25 protein-coding genes and 2 pseudogenes are annotated in these 26,535 nt (G+C 31.1%); 10 read left to right on the top strand and 17 right to left on the bottom strand.

Going from position 1 to position 26,535, the window contains the following annotated elements; all coding sequences use genetic code 11:
• Positions 1 to 946 precede the first annotated feature (946 nt).
• Positions 947 to 1,924, bottom strand: a complete 978-nt coding sequence (locus tag CO726_RS25215) for a toll/interleukin-1 receptor domain-containing protein (protein ID WP_099686072.1) — start codon at positions 1,922 to 1,924, stop codon at positions 947 to 949.
• A complete protein-coding gene (locus CO726_RS25210) occupies positions 1,917 to 2,426 on the bottom strand; it encodes a hypothetical protein (protein ID WP_099686071.1) in 510 nt (169 codons plus the stop codon). The genes CO726_RS25215 and CO726_RS25210 overlap by 8 nt, the downstream gene beginning before the upstream one ends.
• A 394-nt stretch (positions 2,427 to 2,820) precedes the next feature.
• On the opposite strand from CO726_RS25210, the gene CO726_RS25205 reads away from it, so the two are divergent.
• Both CO726_RS25205 and CO726_RS25200 read left to right on the top strand, forming a co-directional pair.
• On the top strand, positions 2,821 to 4,581 hold the full coding sequence (locus CO726_RS25205) for an SIR2 family protein (RefSeq protein WP_099686070.1): 1,761 nt from the start codon (positions 2,821 to 2,823) through the stop codon (positions 4,579 to 4,581).
• A 461-nt stretch (positions 4,582 to 5,042) separates the two neighbouring features.
• Positions 5,043 to 6,488: an SIR2 family protein gene (locus tag CO726_RS25200; RefSeq protein WP_099686069.1), complete on the top strand. Its 1,446-nt coding sequence runs from the start codon at positions 5,043 to 5,045 to the stop codon at positions 6,486 to 6,488.
• Between the two features lie 129 nt (positions 6,489 to 6,617).
• On the opposite strand, the gene CO726_RS25195 is transcribed toward CO726_RS25200, so the two are convergent.
• Positions 6,618 to 7,229, bottom strand: coding sequence for a TIR domain-containing protein (locus CO726_RS25195; protein ID WP_099686068.1), 612 nt, complete (start codon positions 7,227 to 7,229; stop codon positions 6,618 to 6,620).
• Between the two features lie 784 nt (positions 7,230 to 8,013).
• Here CO726_RS25195 and CO726_RS25190 point away from each other — a divergent pair.
• The 3 genes from CO726_RS25190 (at position 8,014) to xerS (ending at position 10,728) form a co-directional block, all read left to right on the top strand.
• Entirely contained in the window at positions 8,014 to 8,511 is a 498-nt protein-coding gene (locus CO726_RS25190; RefSeq protein WP_240523606.1) for a hypothetical protein, read from the top strand.
• A gap of 21 nt (positions 8,512 to 8,532) precedes the next feature.
• Positions 8,533 to 9,357 carry a hypothetical protein gene (locus tag CO726_RS25185; RefSeq protein WP_098412715.1) on the top strand — a complete coding sequence of 275 codons (825 nt, stop codon included), beginning with the start codon at positions 8,533 to 8,535 and terminating at the stop codon, positions 9,355 to 9,357.
• Between the two features lie 285 nt (positions 9,358 to 9,642).
• Complete coding sequence (gene xerS, locus CO726_RS25180) at positions 9,643 to 10,728, top strand: tyrosine recombinase XerS (protein ID WP_099686067.1); 1,086 nt, start codon at positions 9,643 to 9,645, stop codon at positions 10,726 to 10,728.
• 190 nt (positions 10,729 to 10,918) lie between these two features.
• Here xerS and CO726_RS32620 read toward each other — a convergent pair.
• The 7 genes and pseudogenes from CO726_RS32620 to CO726_RS25145 all read right to left on the bottom strand — a co-directional run.
• Positions 10,919 to 11,233, bottom strand: a pseudogene (locus CO726_RS32620) (IS4 family transposase); the annotation flags it as partial.
• 179 nt (positions 11,234 to 11,412) lie between these two features.
• Positions 11,413 to 12,201 (bottom strand): hypothetical protein, encoded by a 789-nt coding sequence (locus CO726_RS25170; protein WP_099686066.1) that lies wholly within the window; start codon positions 12,199 to 12,201, stop codon positions 11,413 to 11,415.
• A gap of 259 nt (positions 12,202 to 12,460) precedes the next feature.
• The gene (locus tag CO726_RS25165) at positions 12,461 to 12,922 is read right to left on the bottom strand and encodes a hypothetical protein (protein WP_099686065.1); all 462 of its coding nucleotides are present in this window, start codon (positions 12,920 to 12,922) and stop codon (positions 12,461 to 12,463) included.
• A gap of 59 nt (positions 12,923 to 12,981) precedes the next feature.
• Positions 12,982 to 14,031 carry a type II toxin-antitoxin system antitoxin SocA domain-containing protein gene (locus CO726_RS25160; RefSeq protein WP_099686064.1) on the bottom strand — a complete coding sequence of 350 codons (1,050 nt, stop codon included), beginning with the start codon at positions 14,029 to 14,031 and terminating at the stop codon, positions 12,982 to 12,984.
• A gap of 33 nt (positions 14,032 to 14,064) precedes the next feature.
• On the bottom strand, positions 14,065 to 14,451 hold the full coding sequence (locus CO726_RS25155; RefSeq protein ID WP_099686063.1) for a type II toxin-antitoxin system MqsR family toxin: 387 nt from the start codon (positions 14,449 to 14,451) through the stop codon (positions 14,065 to 14,067).
• Between the two features lie 398 nt (positions 14,452 to 14,849).
• A complete protein-coding gene (locus CO726_RS25150; RefSeq protein WP_097815842.1) occupies positions 14,850 to 15,125 on the bottom strand; it encodes a barstar family protein in 276 nt (91 codons plus the stop codon).
• A 14-nt stretch (positions 15,126 to 15,139) separates the two neighbouring features.
• Positions 15,140 to 18,535 (bottom strand): S-layer homology domain-containing protein, encoded by a 3,396-nt coding sequence (locus CO726_RS25145; RefSeq protein WP_099686062.1) that lies wholly within the window; start codon positions 18,533 to 18,535, stop codon positions 15,140 to 15,142.
• A gap of 670 nt (positions 18,536 to 19,205) precedes the next feature.
• Between CO726_RS25145 and CO726_RS33050 the strand changes: the two are divergent.
• A pseudogene (locus tag CO726_RS33050) lies at positions 19,206 to 19,981 on the top strand (tyrosine-type recombinase/integrase); the annotation flags it as partial.
• A 289-nt stretch (positions 19,982 to 20,270) separates the two neighbouring features.
• Here CO726_RS33050 and CO726_RS25135 read toward each other — a convergent pair.
• From CO726_RS25135 to CO726_RS25110, 5 genes are all read right to left on the bottom strand, one after another.
• On the bottom strand, positions 20,271 to 20,786 hold the full coding sequence (locus tag CO726_RS25135) for a hypothetical protein (protein ID WP_245916751.1): 516 nt from the start codon (positions 20,784 to 20,786) through the stop codon (positions 20,271 to 20,273).
• Positions 20,787 to 20,851: 65 nt separating this feature from the next.
• On the bottom strand, positions 20,852 to 21,229 hold the full coding sequence (locus CO726_RS25130; protein WP_099686061.1) for a hypothetical protein: 378 nt from the start codon (positions 21,227 to 21,229) through the stop codon (positions 20,852 to 20,854).
• Positions 21,226 to 21,543: a transposase gene (locus tag CO726_RS25125; RefSeq protein WP_099686060.1), complete on the bottom strand. Its 318-nt coding sequence runs from the start codon at positions 21,541 to 21,543 to the stop codon at positions 21,226 to 21,228. The genes CO726_RS25130 and CO726_RS25125 overlap by 4 nt, the downstream gene beginning before the upstream one ends.
• 29 nt (positions 21,544 to 21,572) lie before the next feature.
• The gene (locus CO726_RS25120) at positions 21,573 to 22,022 is read right to left on the bottom strand and encodes a helix-turn-helix domain-containing protein (protein ID WP_099686059.1); all 450 of its coding nucleotides are present in this window, start codon (positions 22,020 to 22,022) and stop codon (positions 21,573 to 21,575) included.
• A 516-nt stretch (positions 22,023 to 22,538) separates the two neighbouring features.
• On the bottom strand, positions 22,539 to 23,081 hold the full coding sequence (locus CO726_RS25110; protein WP_099686057.1) for a hypothetical protein: 543 nt from the start codon (positions 23,079 to 23,081) through the stop codon (positions 22,539 to 22,541).
• A 381-nt stretch (positions 23,082 to 23,462) separates the two neighbouring features.
• On the opposite strand from CO726_RS25110, the gene CO726_RS25105 reads away from it, so the two are divergent.
• The 4 genes from CO726_RS25105 to hfq all read left to right on the top strand — a co-directional run bounded on the left by CO726_RS25105 (position 23,463) and on the right by hfq (position 25,398).
• On the top strand, positions 23,463 to 24,566 hold the full coding sequence (locus tag CO726_RS25105; protein ID WP_099686056.1) for a response regulator aspartate phosphatase: 1,104 nt from the start codon (positions 23,463 to 23,465) through the stop codon (positions 24,564 to 24,566).
• Positions 24,563 to 24,826: a hypothetical protein gene (locus CO726_RS25100; RefSeq protein WP_099686055.1), complete on the top strand. Its 264-nt coding sequence runs from the start codon at positions 24,563 to 24,565 to the stop codon at positions 24,824 to 24,826. Before CO726_RS25105 ends, CO726_RS25100 begins: the two co-directional genes overlap by 4 nt.
• 62 nt (positions 24,827 to 24,888) lie before the next feature.
• On the top strand, positions 24,889 to 25,020 hold the full coding sequence (locus tag CO726_RS25095; RefSeq protein ID WP_099686054.1) for a Phr family secreted Rap phosphatase inhibitor: 132 nt from the start codon (positions 24,889 to 24,891) through the stop codon (positions 25,018 to 25,020).
• Positions 25,021 to 25,212: 192 nt separating this feature from the next.
• The gene (gene hfq, locus CO726_RS25090) at positions 25,213 to 25,398 is read left to right on the top strand and encodes an RNA chaperone Hfq (RefSeq protein ID WP_099686053.1); all 186 of its coding nucleotides are present in this window, start codon (positions 25,213 to 25,215) and stop codon (positions 25,396 to 25,398) included.
• A 306-nt stretch (positions 25,399 to 25,704) separates the two neighbouring features.
• Here the strand turns inward: hfq and CO726_RS25085 are convergent, their stop codons facing one another.
• Both CO726_RS25085 and CO726_RS25080 read right to left on the bottom strand, forming a co-directional pair.
• Complete coding sequence (locus tag CO726_RS25085; RefSeq protein WP_000210395.1) at positions 25,705 to 25,998, bottom strand: ArsR/SmtB family transcription factor; 294 nt, start codon at positions 25,996 to 25,998, stop codon at positions 25,705 to 25,707.
• A gap of 87 nt (positions 25,999 to 26,085) precedes the next feature.
• Positions 26,086 to 26,514, bottom strand: coding sequence for a disulfide oxidoreductase (locus CO726_RS25080; protein WP_099686052.1), 429 nt, complete (start codon positions 26,512 to 26,514; stop codon positions 26,086 to 26,088).
• Between the last annotated feature and the right edge of the window lie 21 nt (positions 26,515 to 26,535).

Here is a 26,535-nt window from a genome sequence, read left to right as displayed (position 1 = left end):
GTTCATATTCTGCATTTTATTTCCATTATCAGGTTTAAGTGCAACAAAAAAGATGTTTTACTAATAGCACTGAAAAAAAGCCTCGAGTAAAAATATGTATTACTATGACCGAATTTTACACTCTAGTTATATATGGCAGGTTTCTTAGGCATTATACAACAGTTTTAACTCGGTGCATCCACAATTTACTCGGAATATACCTCGCTCACATTAGCTATTCTCTTAACTATTGCAGGAAAAGGAAACGACAAGTCAGGTTAATCCTGACTTATTTTTTGATAAACCAATGTTTTTTTCGCTCTTTAATAGGTATGAGGGCAAGTTAGGGGTACTGCCAGCCAAAGAATGGAGATAGCTAACAAATTTCTATTTCATAGTTGATATGTAAACATAACTCCACTTTTGTTCTTCATTTACCTTTATCTATATTTCACCAATTTATTATTAAATAGATATTGAATTAAGATGTTTTATACAAAATATAAAATGTGATTTTCAGGAGGGAAAGACAGGATTTTGTCTTTATCTTTATTTTTTAATATTCTCAATATTCAAAAATAAAATCTCTACATTTTAAATATTTGTTATATAATGAAACCAAGCCGTAAGTAAGATAGTTTCCTTGTTATGAATAATAAGATAGTTTGTTTCACCTTTTTTACATTATCTAAAAAAGAACTTGTAGTGATTTCTACAAGTTCTTTTTGTTCTTCTAGCTCAATACACAATAAAACTTTCGAACAACCATTTACCATAAAAAGTATAAATAATTTTCAATGATTCTTAGCATATTAAAACTATAGGAGGTGTTGCATAGACTATTCTCCCAAGGAGGAAGAAATGGAGTTATCTTATACTTTAATTAAATGACCATGAATCAAACGGTTCGTAAATAGTATGTATTTATAATGATATCCCATATAAATATTCTAAGTCGATAATACTCTTACCTTAAATATGGAAGTATATGGTGTTCGTATAGTTCCTTTACAACCTCAGTATATTTCATATTTTTAGTGTTAGGCGAAAACATGTTCATAGGCATTGATAAAGAAAGATTGTACTCCCGATCTATCTCTACATTTACGGAGCCATTCATACTATTATCATTACTTATATCTACGTAACGGCCAACTGTAAACTGAATTTGTTTGTCTGAACTAAATAAGCTTCCTAACCATATTTTTAAGTTAACGGAATTTTGACCATTCAAATAAAATGAATACATGACCTTATCGTTTGTTATATTTTGCTTTTGATAAATAAAGTTTGGATTTTGACTTTGTAAAGTATTTAATATTTCATCTAAGCCATTAATAATAAGATTAAAGTTTTCTTCGATAAAAGAATTTCTTTCTAAATCTGTTGGTGGACTTAATCTAGAAACCTTCACATTATTTAAAACAGTTGCAGCAGTATTACCATGTGATTTAGGTTTTCTTAGTTTTTTTTCGCCAATAGGACCTAAATCGAACATTGGAACTTTTTGTAATCGATAAATCAATTCTTCAAACTTATTATCAAATTCAGCTGGATTTGAAAAATCGATATAATTTATTCCTTGCAAATGAAATGGAATAACTTTTTGAAGAACAGCAGGTTGCCGAGTTAAAATGATTAATTTATCTAGATGTTGTTGAATAATAGGCAATGAAAGAATTGTTTCAAACCCCACTCCGCCTGCAAATCCATCAGCTTTGACTGTATATTTTTCAGTTAATACCATTATAATATAATCATCATCTCGCATATGTTCTATCATCATCTGATTCAAATTGACTGTTGAAGTAGATGTAATACCTCGATCAAAATTTGCATCATAACCTTCCGAACGAAGTTTTCTTACCAACTCTAATACCCATAGTTGGTGTTCTTCTGAATCCCAACTATAACTAATAAAAACTTTTTCAGGACTACTATGCATTTAAACCCTTCTCCCTTTTCATAATTGATACAATTTCAATTTGCTGATCTCCTAAGTAAAGAAATTCCGGTCCTTTTTCTTCATTAAAATACTCAATATTCATAAAAACAGGTCTTAATGGAATTGGCTCATTTACAAAAGATATGGTTCCCACTGTCTCCTTAAGAAGATCAAAAATGACGGTTAAATCTAATATTTGTTTGAACCTGTAATCTGACCCTGTGGGTAGATATTTGTTACAAAACGATGACCATAATTTAGCGTAGGTAGAAAATGACTGGTTATTATAATAAACTTTTTCATAATCATATGAACCAACGATTTCATTTTGTTCAATAGAACCTTTTTGAAACATAATAAAATCCCCTGATATATAACGATTATTAATTGCAATTACTAATTTTAATTCGCTCTTATTTCCGGTTATATGTTCTAATAACCCGTTATAATGCAATTTCTTTAAAAGGTAATCCATAGCTTGTGCTTCTTCTATTGAATACATATCAGAGCCTCCTAAAAATTAAAATACTAAGTCACAATCCACCTGTGCCATCAATTCTTGCCTTTTTCTTAACAATACAAATACTGAGATATTCTTACTTTTATTATATAGAATAAAAAGAAAAGATGTGGTGAAATAACATTTTTTAACACCTTATTTTTGTTTTTATAACATATTTAACATTTATAATTCTATATATTTTTATGAAATATAAAATGTTAATCTAATAACAAAAAAGTAAATAGATATAAGTGAAAAGCTTTGTTATGAAATAAGAAGTTTCCCTTTTTAGGATCATTGCAAGTGAAGATAGATTTTTCTTTTGTATAAGTTGAAATGGATATAGATAAAGTGTGATACGATTATATATAAGAAAAAAATGGAGGCGAACTACATGGATAACCAATTAATGTCATTATCTTTTTCAATGGAAGCGAATAAAGGTGTTTATGCTTTGTTACTGGGTTCTGGAATATCATATTCAGCTGACATTCCTACTGGATGGGGGATACTTAAAGAATTATGCAGGAGAATAATGGAGTTAAAAGCGGAGACACATGAAGATCCGATTCAATGGTATCGAAATTATTATGGTCAATCTCCAGCATATGATGAAGTAATTGAAATGTTAGCTAAAACTTCAACTGAAAGGGTAGGCTTATTAGCTGAGTTCTTTGAACCAAAAGAAGGCGATGAAGCTTATATAAAAAGGCCAACTAAAGCACATAAAGAAATTGCGCGGCTAGTAAAGGATGGGTATATCAAAGTTATAGTAACTACAAATTTTGATCGATTGATGGAGCAAGCTTTAGATGAGTTAGATATTCAATACCAAACTCTATATCACGAATCAGATATAGCTGGGATGAAACCTTTGGCGCATGCTAATTGTACTGTATTAAAAATTCATGGTGACTATAGAGACACTAGATTTAAAAATGTCAGTGATGAACTGAAGGAGTATCCCCCAGTCTTATCAAGTTTGTTAAAACAAGTATTTGATGAATATGGAATTATTACGTCTGGTTGGTCTGCAGAATGGGATACTGCATTAAGAGAGACTATAAAATCAGTAAAAGGGCGCCGTTATTCTTGGTATTGGCATGCTTATAATGAAACACTATGTGAGCAAGCGGAATTATTATTAAATTGGAGAGATGGAATTAAGATAGTAAATGGTAATGGGGCTGATAGCTTTTTTAGTTTACTTTCTGAAAACGTAGAAAGCATTTCTAAATTAAAGAAATCTAGTCCGGAAAACATACAGATGAAAATTAATAAATTAAAGAAATTTATTACAAATGATTTAGAAATTGAATTATATGAGATGATTACAGAAGAAACTCAAGTGTTAGTTCAATTCATTAAATCGTTAGATTTCAAGGTATCTGCAACTTCCGAGACTATGAAAGAATATATTGAAGAAATTAAAGAGAACTCACGAACGTTATCTATAATGTTAACAATACTAACTTATTATTCGAGAAACAAAAAACATGAATCAATTATTACTGAAACTTTAGAAAGATTAACTACTGCAATGGCACAGGAAGGTATAACTACATTTACTTGTTTATCAAAATTGCCAGTAATAATTGGTCTTTATAGTGCTGGGATTGCTGCAGTCATGAAAAAAAATTACAAACTATTAAATAAATTATTTACGGAAATAAGAGTAAGAACAAATTTATATCGCCCAGAAAATTTCTTAGAATTCACGGGATCAAATGGTGATTTATATATTACTTTTAGGGATTTATATTCAGAGAAAATGTGGCACCTTCCGTTTGAAAAAATGTTTATACAACCTTATATGTGTGAGATATATGCTAATAATAAACTTACATTTGATGAACAGGAACTGAATAACCACTATGATACCTTTGAATTGCTACTTTCCTTAAAACATCGTTATTTAAACACAGATAGATTTTTTAGCGGTATTTTTGGTTATAAAGATGATAAGTTATATATTTCATATTTCTTAAACTCGGGAGCTGAAGAGAAAGAGAATTGGTCGGTATTAGAATTATTTGATAATAGTATAGAAAATTTTCAAAAGTCGTTAGAAAGATTAACTGAAGACTTGAACAGAGAAATGTATTTTGATGGATACCCATTATTAAGCTCTTATCAAACTGCTATAGAATCATAAGGGTTGTGAATTTAATTAGAATCTCTATATCAAAAGTATTTTATCCGCAAAGTACAATATTTTTGAACATGTTTACTATTTGTAAAGTAAATGGTGGTTTTACAAAACATACAAAATGTTAAACTCCTAAGAATCAGTGATAGCTTGTGTATGTACTGATATCACCTTTTTGTATAGAAGTTTCTGAGTCCGTTTTAAAAATTATAAAATTCATAAACTGAGTTTTACTTTTTATAAATAAAATGTTTGAAAAAGTAAGTATTGTAATTAACTCTATAAATAAAGAATTAACAATTTCTCTGTAAATAATGCAAAGAGTCTATATAACTAACATAATCTCCCGTTAGTATAAGACTATATCTTTTAAAGAAATGATTAACTATTTATACTGTAATTATGCTGTTATAATTCTAAGTTTGAATTTTTATATTTTGATAAAAATTAAGGAGATGTAAATTGGGATGAGTATATCTGTAGGAACATTTGAAAGAGCGGCATTAAAAGATCTTCGTAACAATAATCTAGCAATTTTTGCAGGAGCTGGACTTTCAAGGGGTTCAGGATTTGTTGATTGGCGTGGTCTTCTTAGAGATATTGCTGAAGAGTTAGAATTGGATATTAATAAGGAGTTCGATTTAGTTTCAGTCGCTCAATATCATTTTAATGCGAATGGTAGACAAACTATTAACGAAGCAATTGTAGAGGAGTTTCAAAGAAACGCAACAAGAAATGCCAATATGAATCTTTTAGCTCAATTACCAATCGATACTTATTGGACTACAAATTATGATTCTATAATTGAGGATACATTAAATGATTCCGGTAAAATAGTAGATAAAAAAATAGATTCTAGTCAAATGAAAAATTACAAGCCTAATCGTGATGTTGTAGTTTATAAGATGCATGGCGATAAAGAATTCCCAGATAACGCTGTTATAACAAGGGATGATTATGAAAGGTATAATGTTGAGAGATCTGCATTTACAACTCAACTGAAAGGTGAACTTATAGCTAAAACTTTTATTTTCATCGGTTTTAGTTTTGAAGATCCCAACTTAGAGCAAATTTTAAGTAAAATTCGTATAGATTTATTAGGAGATAGTCCTAAAAATCATTATTGTTTCTTTAGAAAAGTAAATAAATCAGATGAGCATTACAAAAACCCTGATGGTTCGATTAACGAGGAAAATTTTTACTATGACAAGGTTAAACAGGATTTGAAAATAAAAGACCTTATAAGATATGGTATTAAATCTATTCTTGTTGATGAATATAAAGATATTACAAATATTTTAAGTAATATCGAAAAAAAGTTCAAAGCCAATAAAGTATTTATATCTGGTAGTGCAGAAGAATATGGAAATTATTCTGAAGATGAGGCTAGAGGTTTATTACATAATCTTTCTAAATCATTAATCTCAAATAATCATCATATTATTTCAGGATTTGGTTTAGGGGTAGGAAGTTATGTGATTAATGGTGCACTTGAAGAAATTTTTGAGAATAAAGGTAAAAAAATTAATGACTACTTAACACTACGTCCTTTTCCACAATTTGAATCTGGTGGAAATTCATTAAAAGAACTTTGGACAGAATATCGAAAAGAAATGATAAGTGATGCTGGAGTTATGATTTTTTTGTTCGGTAATAAGTTGGTTGATGGGGAAATAGTGGAAGCTGGTGGAATGCTTGAGGAATTTCAGATTGCAAAAGATAACAATAAATATATTATACCAATAGGTTCAACGGGTTATATCACGGAAAGAATTTTTAAAGAGATTAAGAGTGATTTAGAGAAGTATTGGTACCTAAAAAATTCAATTGATATTCTAGAGTCTGATACAGATCCACAGAATATAATTTCTGAAATAAATAAAATAATTGAAGTAATTAGAAGAAGGGTATAAATGTTTTCGAACCACTTGAACCCTTAAAATTTTTTATACAATAGCCTTGTTCGTTTCAAAAAATACAAATTGAAATCCTTTGATGTAAAAGGATTTCAATTCGTATTTTTTTAACATGTTTGTGGTAGATCACTTGCGATTTTTAACGATATTAAAGTTGTGAATCTCTTTACTTTTCTCAAATGCATTATCAATGTATTTATTAGGGTTTGATATAAAATCCTCTTCATTTACAAGAGAGATATATGAACCACTTAGCATGTTAACAGTTTGGCATTTTTCACAAGTGTATTTAGGTGTTTTTACATTGAATCTATTGTTATATATAATGCTATATAATTTATCATTACTAATTACTCTCGGTTTACAACCATCTTCATTTGTATTCTTTGATTCAATCCATTCATACCCGCCATTATGTTTCATGATAACACCAACAATTCCATTGGTTCTCGAAGTTTTATCTTCACGAGAGATTTCTTTTAATGAGTACTCTATTTCCCAATCAATCCACTGACTGTTTTTCATATTTGGTGAAATAACGACAATTGTTACAGAAGTTCCATATATCATATCACGTAAATGCCTTTTAATATTCTCAGTTGTTGTATCCGTTAAATCTGGTGAATCACTTGTTTCCCCTTGATAGTATTTCGCATCTTCCCCTAAAGCTTCTAAAATACTATCTCTTAAATCTTGTGTCTCACTATATTTATATGAAATAAATGTTTTATAAGCCATTTTATCCTCCCATACTTATAATTAGATTTCCTTGATTATTTATTCAAAACAGATTATGCGTAACGTATAGTAGTTCTACTTGCTCCATCATATCATAAAGAACTTGGAAGAATAAGTTTTATCTGAATCAATAGTTTTTACTTTCACCCCCCGTGTAATATGAAGATTTCGCTTAGTTCTGAATTTTTTTGTGAAATTAGAATTGTATTTTCGTTCAGAAAGGTACATATTTAGGGGTATATTTCCATCTTTATAAAGAAGCCAACGCTCTGTTTTTTATATATAATTTTTTAGGATGCAATACCAAAGGTTAGGGATATTCCAAAAATTAATTTCAGAATTAGATAAGAAGAGGCATGCATCTTGCACTTCAAAAAGTACGCCTTTTGAATCATATATGAATTGTTGGGGAAAAGTTTTCCTTCAAGATAATGTAACTCTCATAACCTATATAAATCATTATATTTTTATTAATGATTTATATAGGTCATTTGGTAAGAATGAGAGCATCTTACACAAGATTAAATGGGGGTGGTTCTGTAACTATATATAAAGTTTCAGTTTAGGGTTTCTTGTCCCAACCAATATCTAAAAGCGAAAGTTTAGAGTTTCATGTCTAAGTAATTTGGAGTTTCATGTCCTTGTACAATACATTAAGATAGGAGGGGAGTTTAACTCGCATTCATCCAACTGTTCGTTAAATTCATATTTAACGAACAGTTCAAGAGGTTGGAAAGTATATGCTATAATTAAACTATTAAAATCATATATAGGGGTGGCAATTTTGAAAGAAGACACTCGCATTAATCCTCAAGATTACTCGTATGCATTTAGATTTAGCAGATACGACTGTTTTAAAGTGCGAACAGGAATTTGTTCTTTACATTTAACGAATGAACAGTATCAAAAAATTAAAGAACGTGAAAAAAATAAAGATTTTAAAGCAGGATCAGTTGATTACTGTAGACTCTTTGCTTCTCACATGATTAAAGAAGATTGGTTTAAGAAGAATACTTTAATTGATGCCGATCACTATAAGTGTGGACATGTGGCATTGGCTAGCGGTCAGCACCGGACTTGCATCGCAAAAACAATAAAGCGAGATAGCTTAACTTTAAATACATTTAAGTATAATGATGGAATATGTAGAGTCTGTTCTTTTAAAAAAGGTGAAGGTCAAAAGACAACCCTTCAAAAATTAATAAATACATATAAGAAAAGAAAAAGAAAAAAATTCGCAAATCATAATTTTATAGATGATGAGGGAATTTATTATTACTAATGAGAATTAAGGAGCAAATGTATGAATAATAACGTTCTATACGATGTTACTACGTATGATTTAAAAGGTTTATGCACACATTTCAATATTGAGGAAGAGGATATTTTAGAATTTTTTGATGCAACTGCTTTAAATGGGATTCAATCTAATGCAGAATCATTTCTTAAATATTTTAAAATAGATAGTGCTAGAGTTTTAGAAAAAGAAATTTATCTTACTTCCCTCCACGTTACAACAGTAAATGATCAACTGGATTCAATAAAAAGGTTTGGGCTAGTAAATCTGCAACAAGCTGTTACATTAGAAACACCTATACAAAATTATTTATTGAAAAAAGGTATTTCGATAGATATTGAAAGGAAAACTATTGGCTACAATGGACAAATAATTGATATAAGTAGAAAATTTAATGGTACATTTGACAGTTTAGGTTGGGTTACCTTTAAGTTATTTACAGACTATGCAATAAATGCATTTTTTACAACTGACGATGTTACCAATTATGACGCAAAAGTTCATGAGCGGCCGGAATTTTTAAAAAATCTATCGGAATTAATAGATGCCCCTGAGATTAATAATGATTGGAAGGAAAAGCATTGTTGCTATGTACTAAAATTCCAATCACATTTAAGTAATTTTGATTGCATGAGCTTTAGAGGTGTCGAATCTGACGATCAAGAATTAGAAAAAAGGATCTGGATCATAGACAAAGTATTAGAAAATCAAAGGTATGGATATAAAGAAACTTGTTATTCACATTTAAAAGGACATGTATCAATCCCCTTCCGAGATATTAAAACCATTTATACTCTCGATGAGTACAAAAACGCTTATCATGTGAAATAATCAGTGTTTACAATAAATAAATATAATTCAAACTGTTCGTTAAAAGTGTATTTAACGAACAGTTTGATAGATTTCATAGAATTGAGTATAGTAGAGGTATCAATTATATATTGATACCTCTCTTCTTTTTCAAAAATTAGTATGGTATCCATATATGTAATCAAGTTATTTATTAAAATAGCATTCTAGCTCAAAAATTCGAATAGTTGGTTTAAATATCGGTTTAAGTATTAGTTTAAAAATTAATTTACATTATTTGATTTGATTTGATTTGAGGTGTACAACATGAGTAACCAAGAAAAAGAAAAGTTTAAAATACTAATAGATAAACATAAAAGTAAAATGCCCTGGTATATCATAGAGTATGCAGAAATGAAAACAGCCCTCTCCCCCGCTACATTGTATGCTTACATTACTGAGTTTGAAAAGTTTCTAAAATGGCTTATAAGTAATCGACTAGCCGTTGAAAATGGTAATGTGGTCACAAATATATGTGATGTACCAATTACAACACTAGAAAATTTACCATTAAATGAAGCTAGAACTTTTCAAAGATATCTTCAGGGAGAAGGTATTGAAACCAGAGCTATTAACAGAACTTTCTCTGCTTTAAAATCACTATTCAAGTATTTAGCTCAGAATACAGAAAATGAAAAAGGAGAAAATTACATCTCACGTAATGTTATGGAGAAAATTGAGCTTCATAAAGAGAAAGTAGATGCAGCAGCAAGAGCAGATGATGTTGCGAACATGATTTTTAATGAAAAGGATGATGTAGCCTTTCTTCAATTTTTAGCAAATGACTACGGAGAAATGTTGAGAGATATATCACCGCGAAAATACAGTTTTTTTCAGCGGGATAAAGAAAGAGATATTGCCATTATAAGCCTTATTTTAGGCACTGGGCTTCGAGTTTCTGAGGTAGCTAGTCTTACTATCTCTAGCATAAACTTCCGTCAGGGGACGGTTAAAGTGACTCGTAAAGGTAATAAAAGATCTTCCATATTAGCCACCCGCTCCTGCTTAGATGATGTTCAGGAATATATTAAGGTTCGTCCTAGTAAATATAACTGTCCTCAAGATGAAGACTTACTTTTCGTAACAAATTATAAAGGGAAATATACGCAGCTAACAGTTAGAGCTATACAGAAGTTAATCGATAAATATACAAGTGCATTTGATGAGAAACGCAGCCCACATAAACTACGACATACCTATGCTACAAATCATTATAAAGAAAATAAAGACTTGGTATTGCTGCGCGATCAGCTGGGCCATACTTCTGTAGAAGTAACAAGTATCTATACGAATATCAATAATGAGAAGAAACGAGAAGCAGTTGACCGACTAGAAAGAAGACAGTTTGAATAAAAAATCAAAAAACAATTGCTCAAATTTCTTGCTTTGAGCAATTGTTTTTTCATGGCTCCCATAATCTCACATTATATGTATAGTAATAATACTATACATATAATGTGAATCCTGAAAAAATATAAGGATTTAAAAGAGTTATAATAACAGAAAGCATATGTTTCCCTGGAGTTCTTGCTTTTTATTTAACTCAACTTTCGCAGAGAGAAATCGGTAAATACGCCTTGATATAACTAGGAAGGCCCGCAATCCATTGTTAAAGATGACTTTGAATCATTTTTATGAGTTTGCTTTTTGTTTGTTTTAGTGTATCTTAAAGAAGCTCAATTAATTGCTGTAATGTGACAGCCCAATCCAGTTCGTTTACTTCATCACACATTTCGTAAAAAAGACCACCGAGCGTACATTGGTCGTTGTTACAACGGTTTTCCCAGGAAAATACAATAGTAGTATGGCTAATAAGCCCGTCATAAGAACGGCCTTGAAATTCTTTTTGCAGTTTTATATGGACAATTAGTAAAACATTAATTTTGTTAATACCTTAAAAGTTATCTGCTATTGCTTATGAAAAGGAATGGAAAATCGATTTGAATATTAGTAATTTCTCGTTATTAACATTTCTAATTCCTTTATCTGGAGATGCGACATTTGCAAATTGATTAAATTTATGTACTTTTATATTTTTCATTCGTACATTTTTGGTATCTTAATTTTCTTTTCGAATTCTTTATTCTTAGTTGTATTCTTACTTATTAGCTTATCTATGTAGCCTTTTTGTTGTGAGGAATTAGGACTAAATGCGCCAAACATAGTAGTAAATCCATACAAGGCTATACAAAATGCCAATAGTAGAATACTAAATACGATAGAACCTTCAGGCATAATTCCTTTATCAAACATTACTTCTAGCACCTTATCATAAAGGCTGAACAAAAGAAACCCTAATGATAAAGATGATAAGAAATTAACTGTATCTTTTGAAAACCTAATCACATCAAAAGAAATTCTAATAAATATATTTCTATTCAAACTGTTTAAATACCATGGATATTCTCTATATAAAGTATAAAAATTAGACCAATATTCTTTTTCAATCCATTTATAAAAATATTCTAACTCAATCCAAAATCTATCCCATTTCTCATCTTTTTTTTCTGCTTTAAAATCATGGTATAAGCCTTCTAAATTTAAAAAAGCATCTATTAAATCTTTACTTCCTATCTGATGGATACCTTTGTTTTCAGATATATAAGATTCAAATAGGTTATTAAGTAATTGTTCTTTTTTAAACGAACTTTCTTCTCTCTTTATAACTTTTATACTCAAAAACAAAGGTTCAATAACATTTTTTAAATTTTTTTCATTTTGGCTGTAAAAAAGATTAACTTTGGTAGTTTTTTGTCCAAATATGTAGCCTACCACAGCTGTTAATATAGGTATTATAAAGGGAATAAACTCTTTAATATTACTCATCTCACCGCACTCCTTTATTATAAACATATAAAATTAATATATTAAAATTAAAAAATTTTTTATTTATGCAAAATTCCCTTAGTATTAATAAAATACCGATTTCATTAATCATATCACTAGACTCATTTTGATCTTTATTTAATTTATTACAAGCACTTATGCAAATTAAATAAATAAAAGTACTCTCTGCATAAACAAAAAAGTACTTTTATTTATTATTGATTTACACTCTCTATTAAATCCTTAAAACAAGCAGTTGTTATTTAGAGAACGCTCTTACCAATCCTTTTCTTTTTTTATTTTTCAATCCACTTAAATAGACATTAACATATCTATTTCTCCATAATTCTTTACTGCCATTTAAGTCTATAATATTAAACCCTAAAAATTCATCTAAAGCGTCACGTGTAATATTTATTGTATAAGAAACCTCTCTAAATCTTATGGTATATAGAACTTCATTGATTTGTGGATATGATCGTAAAATCCTTACAGGTTCTCCGGCCAATATTTTCTCAATAGCATCTCCTGTAGAATAATAAATTTCATAACTGTTCTCTGTAATCAAACTATCAGAATTATTAATTTTATATTCGTCATAACTTGAATATGTTTCAAGTACCACCTGATTACCATGAACCTCTGCTATTTTAATAAATGTACTACCGGTTAAAACATTTAAATATTCTTCAATACTTTTATTCATTTCAATCCCTGTCATTATACCCCTCCTTAACTATTTAATTGATATTTACTAGTAAATAATAATGGTATGGTATTTTATACTTTTTTTAGAAGCTTTATCGTTTTATACATAGATCCAAAAAATCTTTCTATGTCCTCTTGCCTTATAACCCAATTACAATTTTGATCATTAGGAAGATCACCGCGTGTTTCTCGCCAAGGAAATTCCATATGAGTTAAATCTTCTAAAAATTTAGCTTCAAATTTACTATACTTATTCCAAACCCAATGCAAAATCTGCAACTGTTCAAAGGTTAATCTTAAATTTTCAATTTTAGTACCTAAATCTTTGTCGATACGTTTAGAACCGTATTCTTTATACTTAAAATACAAATCAGGAACTACAGGTCCATGCACCCATGCTTGAAAATCATCTCTAAAAAGGTTACAGCTTGTATATGCAAATGTCCATCCTTGTGCATAATACATGAGTTTCTGTAATTTCAATGGTGACACTCTCAGATCATCATCCTCATCATCTAATTCCTGCCCTTTTATAATGAAAAATGCTTCAACCTCCTCAATAGACGCTTCCTCCCACACTATCTCTGAAGGTATATCTAATAAATGGAGTTCATTTTCCAATCCTTTTAAAATATCTGCTGATTTAACAATATCTAACAAAAATGACAACCTCTCCTGGAGTGCCTTTCTGTCTTTATCAGGAATATCATCTATACCGCTCTCTAGAATGGTTTTCATAACTTTTGGATCACGCAATGTTTTAAACTGAAGATCATGCTGTTTAGATTGTAATGCTCCATTTTCATAACGAGATAATGTAGCAGGACTACACCCAAGTAGTTTAGCCATTACCCGTAAACTAACCTGATACAATTCCTCGCGTATATATAAGAAGTCTTCTGATTGAAGCATACCTTTCTTTTCACGATACTTTCTGTAGGCCATTTCCAAATTTTCTTCTGTAAGTTCATCATTAGGAGTTAGCAGATTACATTTAGCACAGAGATAATACTTAGCATCATATGTTATAGTTTCACCCTGTATTTCTGCTTTTTCTGGTACAGTCACAAGTTCTACCGCTGTCCGTTCTAAACAATTTACACAAAATTTTCTTAAAGTCATATTAGTTCCCCCTAGTGTGTGTATCCCTTCACATTACTTGAAGGGATACACAATTTTTTCTTTCGCCTTATGGAAAGAAACACAACAAGTGACGGGACCTTCAGCTGTTTCAATAAAACTGAATTTTATATAAACCTCAAATGTTACAAGACCCTCTACTTCTTTACCAAACATCCACATCTCACTATTAGCAAATGCTGCTGGTACATTCGGACTTTCATTAGGTTCAGGACCTTCGTAATAGTCTGAAACATCTAGTTGTAATATAATCTGCTTTGCATCCCATAACTTGAATCCTAAATCATGAAGTGTCTGCCTGTTGTCAGGGCGATTAGATAAGAAAGTGAAATAATCACTTCCACGAGAGATACAGGATTTAATTATTGCTAATTTACTCTCGACTTGCTCTTTTGAAGCCAAAACACCACATCCATTATTATGTTATCCCCCGACACTACATTTTATTCATTAAAAACATATATTGTTATCGGTTGATAACAATATATCATATAATCTAGAAAATATCAAAATACAAGGACAATTTAAATTTTAATAAAAATAATAAAATCGTTATATTACGTTATAATATTTAATATTTTAAAATAAGGAAAAAGCTCTCCTTGTTACTCTGTATGGATACTTTAAGAATACCGAAACTTCTTAAAATGGACTATGTTAAGTAATTAGTTGTTATAGATGGGGTACGGAAACGATTCGAGGTATGAGGGGCCACTATGAAAGAAAACCTAATTGATACAATAAAAACCGTAGAAATTAAATATTTCCACGGTTTTTATTTTTATCTAAGATCCTTTTAATTATTTTACAACAATATAGAACTTACCTGGCATTTCATTTTGTGCATCTTGAAATGTTTCTAGAATCAAATCTGCTTCTTCTCCTAACATATTCTGACTTTCTTTGAAAAATTCCCATTCTATTGTTAAAGGAAGAGTAACCCATGCAGTTAAGCAATCCCACAACGCATTAGCATTTTCACCATAGTAATCTGGAAGATCTAATTTGCTCTTTAATGTTTTATGCAGTGCATTTTTACTTGTAAACATCCGTCCATCTAAATATATTTTTTCCATAACTAAATTCCTTTCTACTTTACTTCAGTAAACGTTTTGTAATGATCTGAAGTCCTATATACCAATCCATCACTAGAATAAAGAATTCTATCATTACCTCGATACCCTGTTGAATAATTAATATCAGCTTCATACCAAACTCTACCTGGAGCACTTGGTAAGGGATTCCCTTTATTTTGGAATATATTACCTCCTATGCTTTTTCCAGGGGCTACTTTATGAAGGTTCCCATCCTTACTAACCCAACCAAGTGCTTGTGCTTGTTCTTTCGTGATATAATTATCCGGTAATTTTTTATGTTCTTTTACATATTTAGCAACTTCATCAAAACCAGTAGGATATTTTGTGAAATTAGTAGTTTTTGCAGCCGTTTCTAAAGCCTTACCTTTCTTCTCAAGGTCTCCAATCTTCCCTACAACTTTACCAACAACTCGTGTTGTACCACCAGATACGACGGCCAATGTGCCCCATGCATAATCATCTGGACCGTATTTTTGACCTGTTACTAAGTCTTCACCTTTGATAAGTTGTCCAATTTCTTTTCCTGTACCAATTATAGGTGTAATACCCAATAAGAATGATACATCTCCATCATTCTTACGATCATATACTCTAGATGGATCACCACCTAAATCACGTAGTGCATTACTCAAGTCAATATTTCCAATATTAATGGCAGCAGCAGATACATCAACTTTATGACTTGCTATTTTATTAGCCGAGTCCATAAAGATATTTGCAAGATCTATTCCCATATTGAAATCTGTGAAGAATCCTGGGACTTTCGCATCCAATGCTTGTAAGTCTTGTGCAATGACTGGAACATTTTTTCTTGTTACTTGTACAAGTTCCTCCATCCCAGGTTTCGCCTCATCTATGGAATGTTTCAAGCGAATGGAGCTATTTACCACTGGTCCTAAGTCTTTAATGACACCAGATAATCCCTTCGATAATTCTTGCATATCCAATGTGATTTGATGAGTAAGTGCGTTAATATCTTTTTGCAATTCAAGAACTTTACCCGCAACCACATCTAATTCTTGATAGGTTTTCTCATACGCTTGAGCCATAGATACATATTGTTGAAGTATAAAAACATATGTATCCATACCAAAATCTAGTAATTCTTTCCCATCGGCTCCAAGCAATTTTACGAGCTCTTTCCTTTGTGTAACCGTTAAGTTTCTTATGTCACCTTTCATGGCATTCACTAATTCTTCTAACTTATCATGCGCTTCTTTAATGACTTTCCTTTTATACTGTACATCTTGCTTTGCATCATTAATATCTCTGGAAAGATTCTCTAAGTTTTCTGCATCATCTACCCAACGTTGTTCTTCTTCTTCTAAAATTTTAATCGTATTATTTATGTATGTTTCGTCACTTTTTAAGTAATCTAATACACCTTCAAATATCTTTACTTTTCCATTAAGCAAAGTGAGTGGACTTTTAGTCTCCTGATCAAAAATAATAGCATCATGAATGCGTACATATCCCTTTTCACCTTGGTAATTAACCTCATACCAAGAACCGACTTTCCCCACTACTTCTATCACTTCACCTTTATTCACACTTTTTGCACGTAATGCTTTTCTTAAGTCTGGCTCTGGATATACTTTTTTAACAAGGGATTCTAATGTAACCCACCCTTTAATCATTTCTCCATCTTGATTAAACGAGAATCTCTTGTCTTTATATGTAAAATCTCCTGTTTGTAATGCACCTGAAGGCTGTAGTAAGTACCAGTTAAACTCTTGCTTCATCCAACCATTTCTTGATTCATGAGAAGCATCAAAATAATACGGTTTCCCATCAACATGTGTAAAACCTGATTGTACAGAACCTAATGGACTAAAGTAATAGATTTTGCCATCAATATGTTGGATTCCGGTTTGCACTACACCATCGGTTCCCAGATAATAATCATATCCACCTGTATGTAACCAGCCCGTTTGCATAAAACCATCGGCACCAAAATAATAGCGTTTCCCATCAATTGATTGGAAACCTGTTATTCTTTGCCCATCTTTTTTATAATACGTCCATTTTCCTTCTTCTTGTACCCAACCTTTTTGATTATCTAAATAAAGTGCTTCTTTTAATTGATCAATCCATTGTAATCCATTCGCAAGAACCTCTGTGTCACTATCTAATTGTTTATCAAATTTCTTTTGAATATTGGACGGAAAGTACTTTTCAGGATCTTTATGATACTCAGTTATCATAAACTGAGACAAATTCGTTGCTTCTTTTGTTACATCCCATGAACGAACTGGTGATTCCCCAATTACAACAGACTCCAGTATTCGAACATATCCAACCTCTCCTTGATATTTGACCTGATACCATAAACCTTGCTTGGATATGACTTCTAAAACATCTCCATCCTTTACAGGCTTAGATTTCAATAGAAATTTTGTTTCTGGCTTTGGATAGATTCTTTTAACAGCAGAACGTAGAGTAATCCATCCCTTTTCCATATCCCCGTACTTATTAATTTCAAATGGTTTTCCTTGATAGGTAAATGTTCCTGTCACATACTTCCCATCTTTTAAATAGCTCCATGAAGTTGCAGAAAAACTCCATCCAGTCTTTAGTTTACCAGGTTCACTATAATATAAAGTATCTTTCCCTACCTGCTTTCTTCCTTGGAATAGCCTTCCATCTTTAAAAAAGGAGTACTCTATTCCATCTAACGTAATGTTATCTCTTTGCTTACTCCCATCTTTGTTGTAATAGTACCAATTCTCTTTCTCCTTCACCCAGCCAACTGATTCATCATTTTGCATATCTGTTACTTTCATAATCGTTCTATATAAGAACATAGAAAATTGCTCTCTAGTAACAATGCCATTTGGATTAAAGTTTCCGTCACCTGTACCACTTGTTATGTTGTTACCGGCTAATATTTTGACATATTCGTTGGCCCAGTGACCTTTCATATCCGTAAATTCTACATTTCCTTGCGGTTTTAAATCGAATGTTTTGACAAGCACAGTTGCCATTTCGGCACGTGTCATATTATTTTTCGGATTGAATTTTTTTTCAGCATTTACACTGAAAATACCACGTGCTGTTAGTGCCAAAATTTCCTTTTTGAAATTGCTGTCACCAATATCAACAAATGGATTATTTGTACTATCTTGCGGTTTTAAATATCGATACAAGAAAGCAGCGAGATGTTCGCGAGTAATAGGATCCGCTGCACCGAAATACCCATTTCCGTATCCTGTTATAATCTTATTCTCCACCATATACATCATTTCTTTATACGCCCAATGAGTTTTAGGAACGTCAATAAAAGATGATGAATTCACTTGACCATTTTGTTCTGCATACGCTGTTCCTACTGTACTGAATAATAAAATACATACCATAAAACTTAAAAATAATTTCTTAATTGTATTCATAATATCTCCTATTCAATTGTTAAAAATATAATTGCAAAATCAGCACTTATTTTATCCTTCATTTACGGCGTTTTATATAATTATCAAATTTCTATTCATACTGATATTTCGCATAAGGACAACCTAAGTCATTCTGTCTAACCTATAATTGATTCATAAGATGTTTCATTTTTTAAATGGAGTAGTCCGTTTATAGAACCTTCTTAATATACAGTAAAACCAAGTTTTTCAATTTAAAAATCCCTTAGTGTAAAATTCGCATTATGTTGACAAGATCCATAATAATACCAGTCTCCTTTCTCTTTGACGCGACCTATTTGATTTAAAACTTCGACTTCCTCTGTAAACAATGGTGCATAGGTAGAAAATAATTAAAATAATGATAATATAAGTCCTATGATTTTCTTCATACTCGCATCTCCTTATCAATTCGTAAAAAACCTTTCTATTATATATTAAGTTTCATTGCTATTAAAATAAAAAAATATAAATATGCATAATTGCATATTTCCCCTCTCAATAGAGTGTACCCTATTGATAATAAAGGGTTCGCAGACTATCAATAGCACTTATCAAAATTCTTGAATAAAGTTCTTTTTTGATTTGTAATTAAATCCCAGAGTGGCCCCTCATACCGATAATCGTTTCCGTACCCCTAGATGAGATTGCAATATGCTATATCCCTATCCAAACTTTAGAAACACTATCATTAAACAAAGTAAAGAAATTGAGAAAAAAACAATCCAATAGTACGGTGTCTGCTCTAAAATTATTCTTCGAGTATTTAAAACGAAATACAGAAGCTGAAAACGGGAAAATTTATTTATCTCGTAATGTTATGGATAAAATTGAAATGCACAAGGAAAAATGGATGCCGCTGCAAGGGTTGATGAAGTAGTTAATACCATATTTAATGATAATGAGGATGTTACTTTTCTAAGATTCATTGCAAATGACTACGGAACAATCTTAAAAGAAACTTCTCCTCGTAAATACAGTTATTTTTTACGAGATAAGGAATGTGACATATCCATAATAAACCTTATACTGTTTCTAACATTAATTTCCGTCAGGGGACCCTCAGAATAACTCGTAAAGGTAATAAAAAATCATCCATTCTGGCGACACAATCATGTTTAGATGATGTCCTGGAACACATTAAGATTCGATAAGAAAATATAAATGTCCTCAGGATGAAGATATATTGTTTGTTACAAGATATCAAAGTAATTATACTCAAATTTCAGTCCGTGCTATACAGAATTTAATTGGAAAATATACAAGTACTTTTGATGAAAAGCGAAGTCCTCATAAATTAAGGCACACATATGCAACAAATCATTATAAAGAAAATACAGACCTGATCTTGCTGTGCGATCAGCCAGGCCATACTTCTGTAGAAGTAACACAAGCATCTATACGAATATCAATAATGAAAAGAAATGAGAAGAAATTGAACGTCTAGAACGGAGACAATTTGAATAAAAAATACTAATAATTGCACAAAATCAGCATTTTGTGCAATTATTTTGGGGAAGCTACATTGTTATAGCTTCCTCCTCTTCATTAAAGTATCTGATTAAATCTCTTCACTTTTTATCTCATTTAAAATAGTTTTGGGATAATTCAAGTGTCTGCTAAGTGGTGATTAGTTCACTTTATAAGTTATTAAAGAAGTCACATTACTCCTGATCTTGATTAGCATTTCTTAAACCTTATTAGAATTATAAAATCATCAATTTTCGAAAAACTCATCAAGCTCTCTAGACATGATCATGATATTCCTACGGTTAATTACTAACTCAGGGAGCGTTGATTGTATGAATAACCAAAATGATTCAACATGCGCTGCTACAAACTTATTACCTTTAGAATGTACACAATCGTTTCTCAAAGTCCTCCAATATTCCATTTGCGCAATTACTGATTTGCTAACTTCAAAATAACAACTATGTGATATTTCTGTAGTAAATAAGTCGAATACTTTTCTTTCCCAGAATTCATCGTTTGAAATTTCGTCTGTTTTCTTCTTCCGTTCTCTACCATACCCAATGGGAGCATATGAACTTTCTAATGCTCTGTGCTTCACTACACTTAAGAAAAATAAATATGACATGATATACGCTGACCTATAAGCTCCTGATTTATAACATAATATCCCCTCTTCAATAAGTCTCATAGCAGCTTCCGGAAATTCTATTTCACTAATAAACTTTTCAATCTCTAATTTCATTTTCTTTTTTCCTTTCACTTTTTCATCACCTAAAGAATATACATTAATACTTCTTTCTATAAAAATATCATGAATATAAGATATTAATATGACAACTCATCTTTCAATTCTTCAAGATATACATCACTAACTAATTTAAAGAAACCTATATATTCCCCGAAATAATCGCTAAATTGCTCTATAAATTCTTCTCTTTCTTCTGTATCATGAGACCATATTGACATACTACCCAGCAATTCTCCTATTTCTTGTTCAATTTCTTTTAATTCATCTGGTGACATACCTTCCGGGTAATCATTAAACCATTCCAACCAATCCGAAATTAGTTCCTCTACTGAGGATATTCCGGATTCTGAGCAGAAATTAAATTGCCTTTTTCCTGTTGTAATAAATGTGTTTAAATCATCTAAAATTAGACGGATTATATATGAAGTACTAATATCTCCGATACTATATTTCATATTTTTTCCTCCTTATCATTTTTTTCTTCCAAGGAAATATGTTTGTTATACCATTTATTTATTTTTCCTTTGTAATACTTTTCGACTTCGTAATCCGGAATCCAAATTTCACGATCATAGATGTTACTCATAACGCTTTCTAAAACATCCTCATGTTCTCTTGGTTTCAATCTACGATTATGAACCTTAATCTTCTCGATATAAGCCTCTCTCAGCCAAGTTGAAATGGTTTCACGCTGCTTTTGCTTTAGGTGAGACCATTTCTTATTAGTTTGCAATAATTGCCCTTTAGAATTCCTTGTGTGATTCTTCATTGAACGCTACCTCCCTATTATATTTTTACTTATTTCTTATTCGAACCGAAAACACTGCGCATTCCAAATCGAGTCACAGCATATGTCGTGCCAATTTTACGGATTGAGCCTCTTGGGAAATCATTTATTCGTTTACGTAATGTCGATGATTCAATTCCCCACTCTTCTATTGCATCCGTACTACTCATAATTTCGTTATCCAATAGGTTAAGGTCTCCCCAATCAACATCTTCAAAATTAAATCCATCCAACTCTAACTGCTGCAGCATGTCTCTTTCGTCTCCTTTTACCGCAAACAAATTATGATCCTCTCCCTGATGGACTTCTTCTAATATGTCTAAATCTATATACTCATGGCCAGTTATCTCAATCGTACTATTCTCTGACACATAATAATAGATACCTTCTTTCGTCTTGAATATTGCCTTATTCCATATACCATCTTCACTAGTACACTCAAAAATTCGTTCTGCTTTCATTTCTAAGCACTCTCCTTTCACGCAAACGTGAATTAATTAAATTAATCTTATCACGTTTGCGTGAATTGGTACAGATTAAAGTATTAATATAAAGAAAAACGATATGATTAAACTGTTTTTTCTGAATTCCGATGAAAATATCATATGTATCTTTGCCCATCCCACAAAAAGGGGAATAAGCTTCTGCTATTTAGACGTTATACCCCATTTTGGGGATTTGGGCAAAAACACCCTATTTCAACTGTCATTTTTTTACGACAAAAAGCCCTTCACAGCATAACGAGTGAAAGGCTTTTTGTTTTTACACTATTTCTTTTTAAAAAGAGTATTTAAAATTATAGATACTATTACTCCCACACTAATACATAGCAATAATCGAAGTAACTCCGTCATAAACCAATTATTTAATTTTAATCCACTAGTTAATTGAACTACAGCATATACAGAGAATATTATTAAGATAAACTTAATGTCTATAAATTTATTTTTCATAGTTTATCCTTTCTGAATTAAAACTTAAATTAAAGCGTACACTACTCCTTGTGCAATGTAGCCACACGTACTTGCTACCCAATGCCAAACATACGGGTCTAAAGCATCCGTTACTACGTCATGAACTTCATCTAAAGGTCCCATTAAAATATACGTATTCCAAATACCTACCCACTGTGCCTCAGATACTTTTGCTGTTAATTCAGCTGGGAATTTCCCATAGATTTTCTTAGGTAGGGTTGATTTTACATAACCACCCCCAAATTTTTTAATCAGTTTCGTGCCAATACTGACTACCCCGAGTTCTTGCATAGAATCTTCATTCACTTGGACTTGCGGTGCTGTTTGTCCTACCTCATTGAGTATCGAAGCGACAGCTTTATCAATTTCTTGTTGATTAATAGTGTTATTTTCAGCATGTACATTAACCACTGGTAGTGAAGTAGTAGCATGCGTTTTTACATCTGCAGCTTTTTCTTCGGCCGCGAACGCACTAGTTGTTGACAACAGGCTTGCAGATAATAAAGAAACACTTAAAGTACCAACAATAGCTTTCTTGAATTTCATAGTACATTTCCCCTTATTATATAATATTTTCAAAGCCCTTATTCTTACAAAAAACCTATTTTTATGCTTTTATACCGGTATTTGTTAGCATGGTTCAGATGTTACGCCATAAAACACTAAAAATAAACACTTTTCTGACTAAATTGATAAAAAAACAATTCGACAAATAGCTGTTAAACTAGATGGTTACTGGGATTACGGACGTATTTTTATAGGGGGTTTTACCAAAGTTCCGTTTCTTCTTCATAGGTGTTTTCTGTCAATTGATATAAAGTTTTTTCATTATTATGAATAATATTTATAAATTTTCCTTTTACAACTTATTACAATTGAACTCTGCTATCATTTAGTATAAAGATAAAAAAGATAAGGGGGATTTATATGCAAGTAATTCTGAATAACGAAGAAGTTACGAAATTATTAAATGACTGGTACAAAGTCATACTATCAAAGCAAATTACGAAAGCAACGAAGATGAAAGAAGAAATCGACGAAAAAATTAGTGTATTAATGGTAGAACAGAATCGCGACTCACAAGACCAAAATCTTTTATTGTACTATTCTTTATTGGATTATAGTTATAAAGTGTTAATAAATAAATCATATATATCTCATGGTGATTTTGATGCTGTTGAAAAACTTACAACAAAGGCTATCGATGATTATTTAAAATACTACTATCATTTCTATAAAGCTGTACATAACACTATGATTGCTAACTATATGGAAGCAATGGAACAGTTTGAAGAAGCAGCACGACTTTTAGAGTATATTCCTAGCGATATTGAAAGAGCTGAATTTAATTATAAACTTGGTGAACTATATTACCATCTGCAACAACCTTTATTGACAATTAAGCATGTAATGAAAGCAAAAGACATATACAAAAAACATGAAGATTATATAATACATCAAATTGAATGCGATACTATCCTAGGATTGGCAAGTGTTACTTTAAGTCAGTTCGAACAAGGAGAAGAACTTTTTGTTAAGTGCTTAGATATGGCTAAAAAGCATAACTGTGCTCGATTAGTTACCTTAATTCAATACAACTTAGGTTTTCTTTATGCGAAACAAGGCATATCTGCAACTGCGATTCGGCATTTAATGGAGGTTTATTCATCTGAGAGACCTTATCATAAAACTGTATTCTTATTAGCACGAGAATATTTTAAAGTAAATGAAATCGAGAAAGCGTATGAATTCTTACTTCAAGGTTTTGAATTAGCAGATGTTGAATATACACATCACTTCCGAATACTTCAAGCACAGTACGATGAAAGTTGCAAACAAAGTTTAGAAGCAGCTGTTACAGATGGGCTTAGTTATTTTGAATCCCAAAAATCATATGGCTTTGTCGAAGAATATTCTGGAGTTTTAGCGAAAAAATTTTATCAAGAAGGTAATCATGAGAAAGCTAGCAAATACTTTAATATATCTCATGATGCCAAGCAATTACTTCAGAAAGGAAGTGCATTAAAATGAAAAAAGTATTAATGGGATTTGTTAGTTTTGCAGCTGTTTTGATTATTGGAAGCTTTACAGAATCTTATACATCGCAAGCAGATCATGGCAGACCACCTGCACCACAAAGACCAGATTATATTTCTAGTTATGAAAACGTAAATGTATCTGACAATACTGCTGATGGAAACACTGGATTGGTTGCTTTTGACCACGGACGACCACCTGCACCAGCATACGAATACGGTGATATTTACATGGATCATGGAGAACATATATAAAATTAAAAAGAACGGATGAGAAAGTACCCCTAGATTGAAGGTTTTGAGAAGGAGGCATTAAAATGAAAAAGACAATTCTCGGTTTAGTTGGTGTAATTACTATTTTTACTTTAATGTTTGGTGCCCAATCCCCTACAAAAACACAAAAAGCTATTGATATTGTTCAATATGCACACGGAAATCATGGTGGATAATAAACAAACAAAAGTCTTCACTTTATGGTGAGGGCTTTTGTTTTTATATGAAGTTGCTCCTTATAAAAATCATAAAAATATTATTTTAAAATCTTTATATACAATAACAGTGATATAATTAAACTATTTCTTTTGCATCCATAAGAAGGATTTAAAAAGATTAAAACATTTAAAGAGAGGAAGAAACTATTCATGCATACACAAGAAGATTTTTACAACAAATTAATAGAGGAAAAAAGATTAGTAACGATATTCTTAATAAACGGCGTTAGAGTACCTGGAATTATTATCGCTGTTGATAAATTTTCAGTGCTAGTTTCCAGTCACGGAAAGCAACAATTCATTTATAAACATGCTATTTCAACAGTAGCTTTATAAATATATATCAGCTGAAAATTTCATTTAAATATTGTTAATTGATTATAAAACAAAAAAGGAATCCTTATAATAAGGATTCACCCCAGGAAATATACGTAAATAAAAAGAATTAATTTTATTATAATATAAAAGTAAACGAAACATATTGAGAAAAAAAATTAGATTGAAGTTTGATAGGAAAGAATAATGTTTGCTATACTAAATGTGCAAAAATATATGCAAAATCACAAATTAAATAAGGGCTGCCATATCAGGCTGCCCTTATTTTATCTTTAATCTTATAATCTGCTATTTAGTTTGAGCTAATTATAAACCTAGTACACTAACAATCTGGCATGCTTTGGAATTTGCAATATGATAGTACATCTCTAACCCTTTTCTTTCCGAGCGTAGAATCTTGCCACGCATCTTGGATAAATGCTGAGATACGGTTGATTGCGGTACTTTTAATAGATCTGTTAACTCTGTTACATTACAAACTTTACGATGTTCTAGCTCCTTCACAATTTGTAACCTAACTGGATGGGCCATAATCTTTAATAATTCTACATCCGCCTCTGGGATTTTGTACATTTCATTACTTACTTGCATTGTTGTCATTTTAATTTCTCCTTTTATAATTATATTTTATTTTAATTATCTATTTTTAAATATGTTTTGTTTGCTTGAATACATTTTTCATAACCACTATGTTGTTTGTTCTTTTGTCTCCCTATCAGATTTAATATATAGAAGTATTATGATGGCTAAAAACCCAACAAAAGATAGCATAGGAATCGAGATGAAACCAAACAAATTCAAATGATCTTCTGTACAAGAAACACCTACTGTACATATCTTCAGTTCACTAGCTGGAAACGTTTGAATTGTAATTTGATATACAGATAACATTGAGCCGATACACGCAAATGGGAATGCATACGTGCTGACGTTCGGATCTCTTCTATACATTCCTATCCCCAATATTAATACTAACGGATACATGGCCATTCTTTGATACCAGCACAAATCACATGGAGGCAACTTCATCCATTCACTAAAAATCAAACTTATGAGCATTGCACTAGTAGCTATCGTCCAAGCAATTGCAATGTGATACTTTTGAATGATCGACATCTTATTTTCGCCTCACCTGTT

Origin of the sequence: Bacillus fungorum (assembly GCF_002746455.1) — a bacterium.
Lineage (GTDB): Bacteria > Bacillota > Bacilli > Bacillales > Bacillaceae_G > Bacillus_A > Bacillus_A fungorum.
Note: the sequence above shows the minus strand (reverse complement) of the source record. Positions and strands in the feature narration are given on the sequence as shown.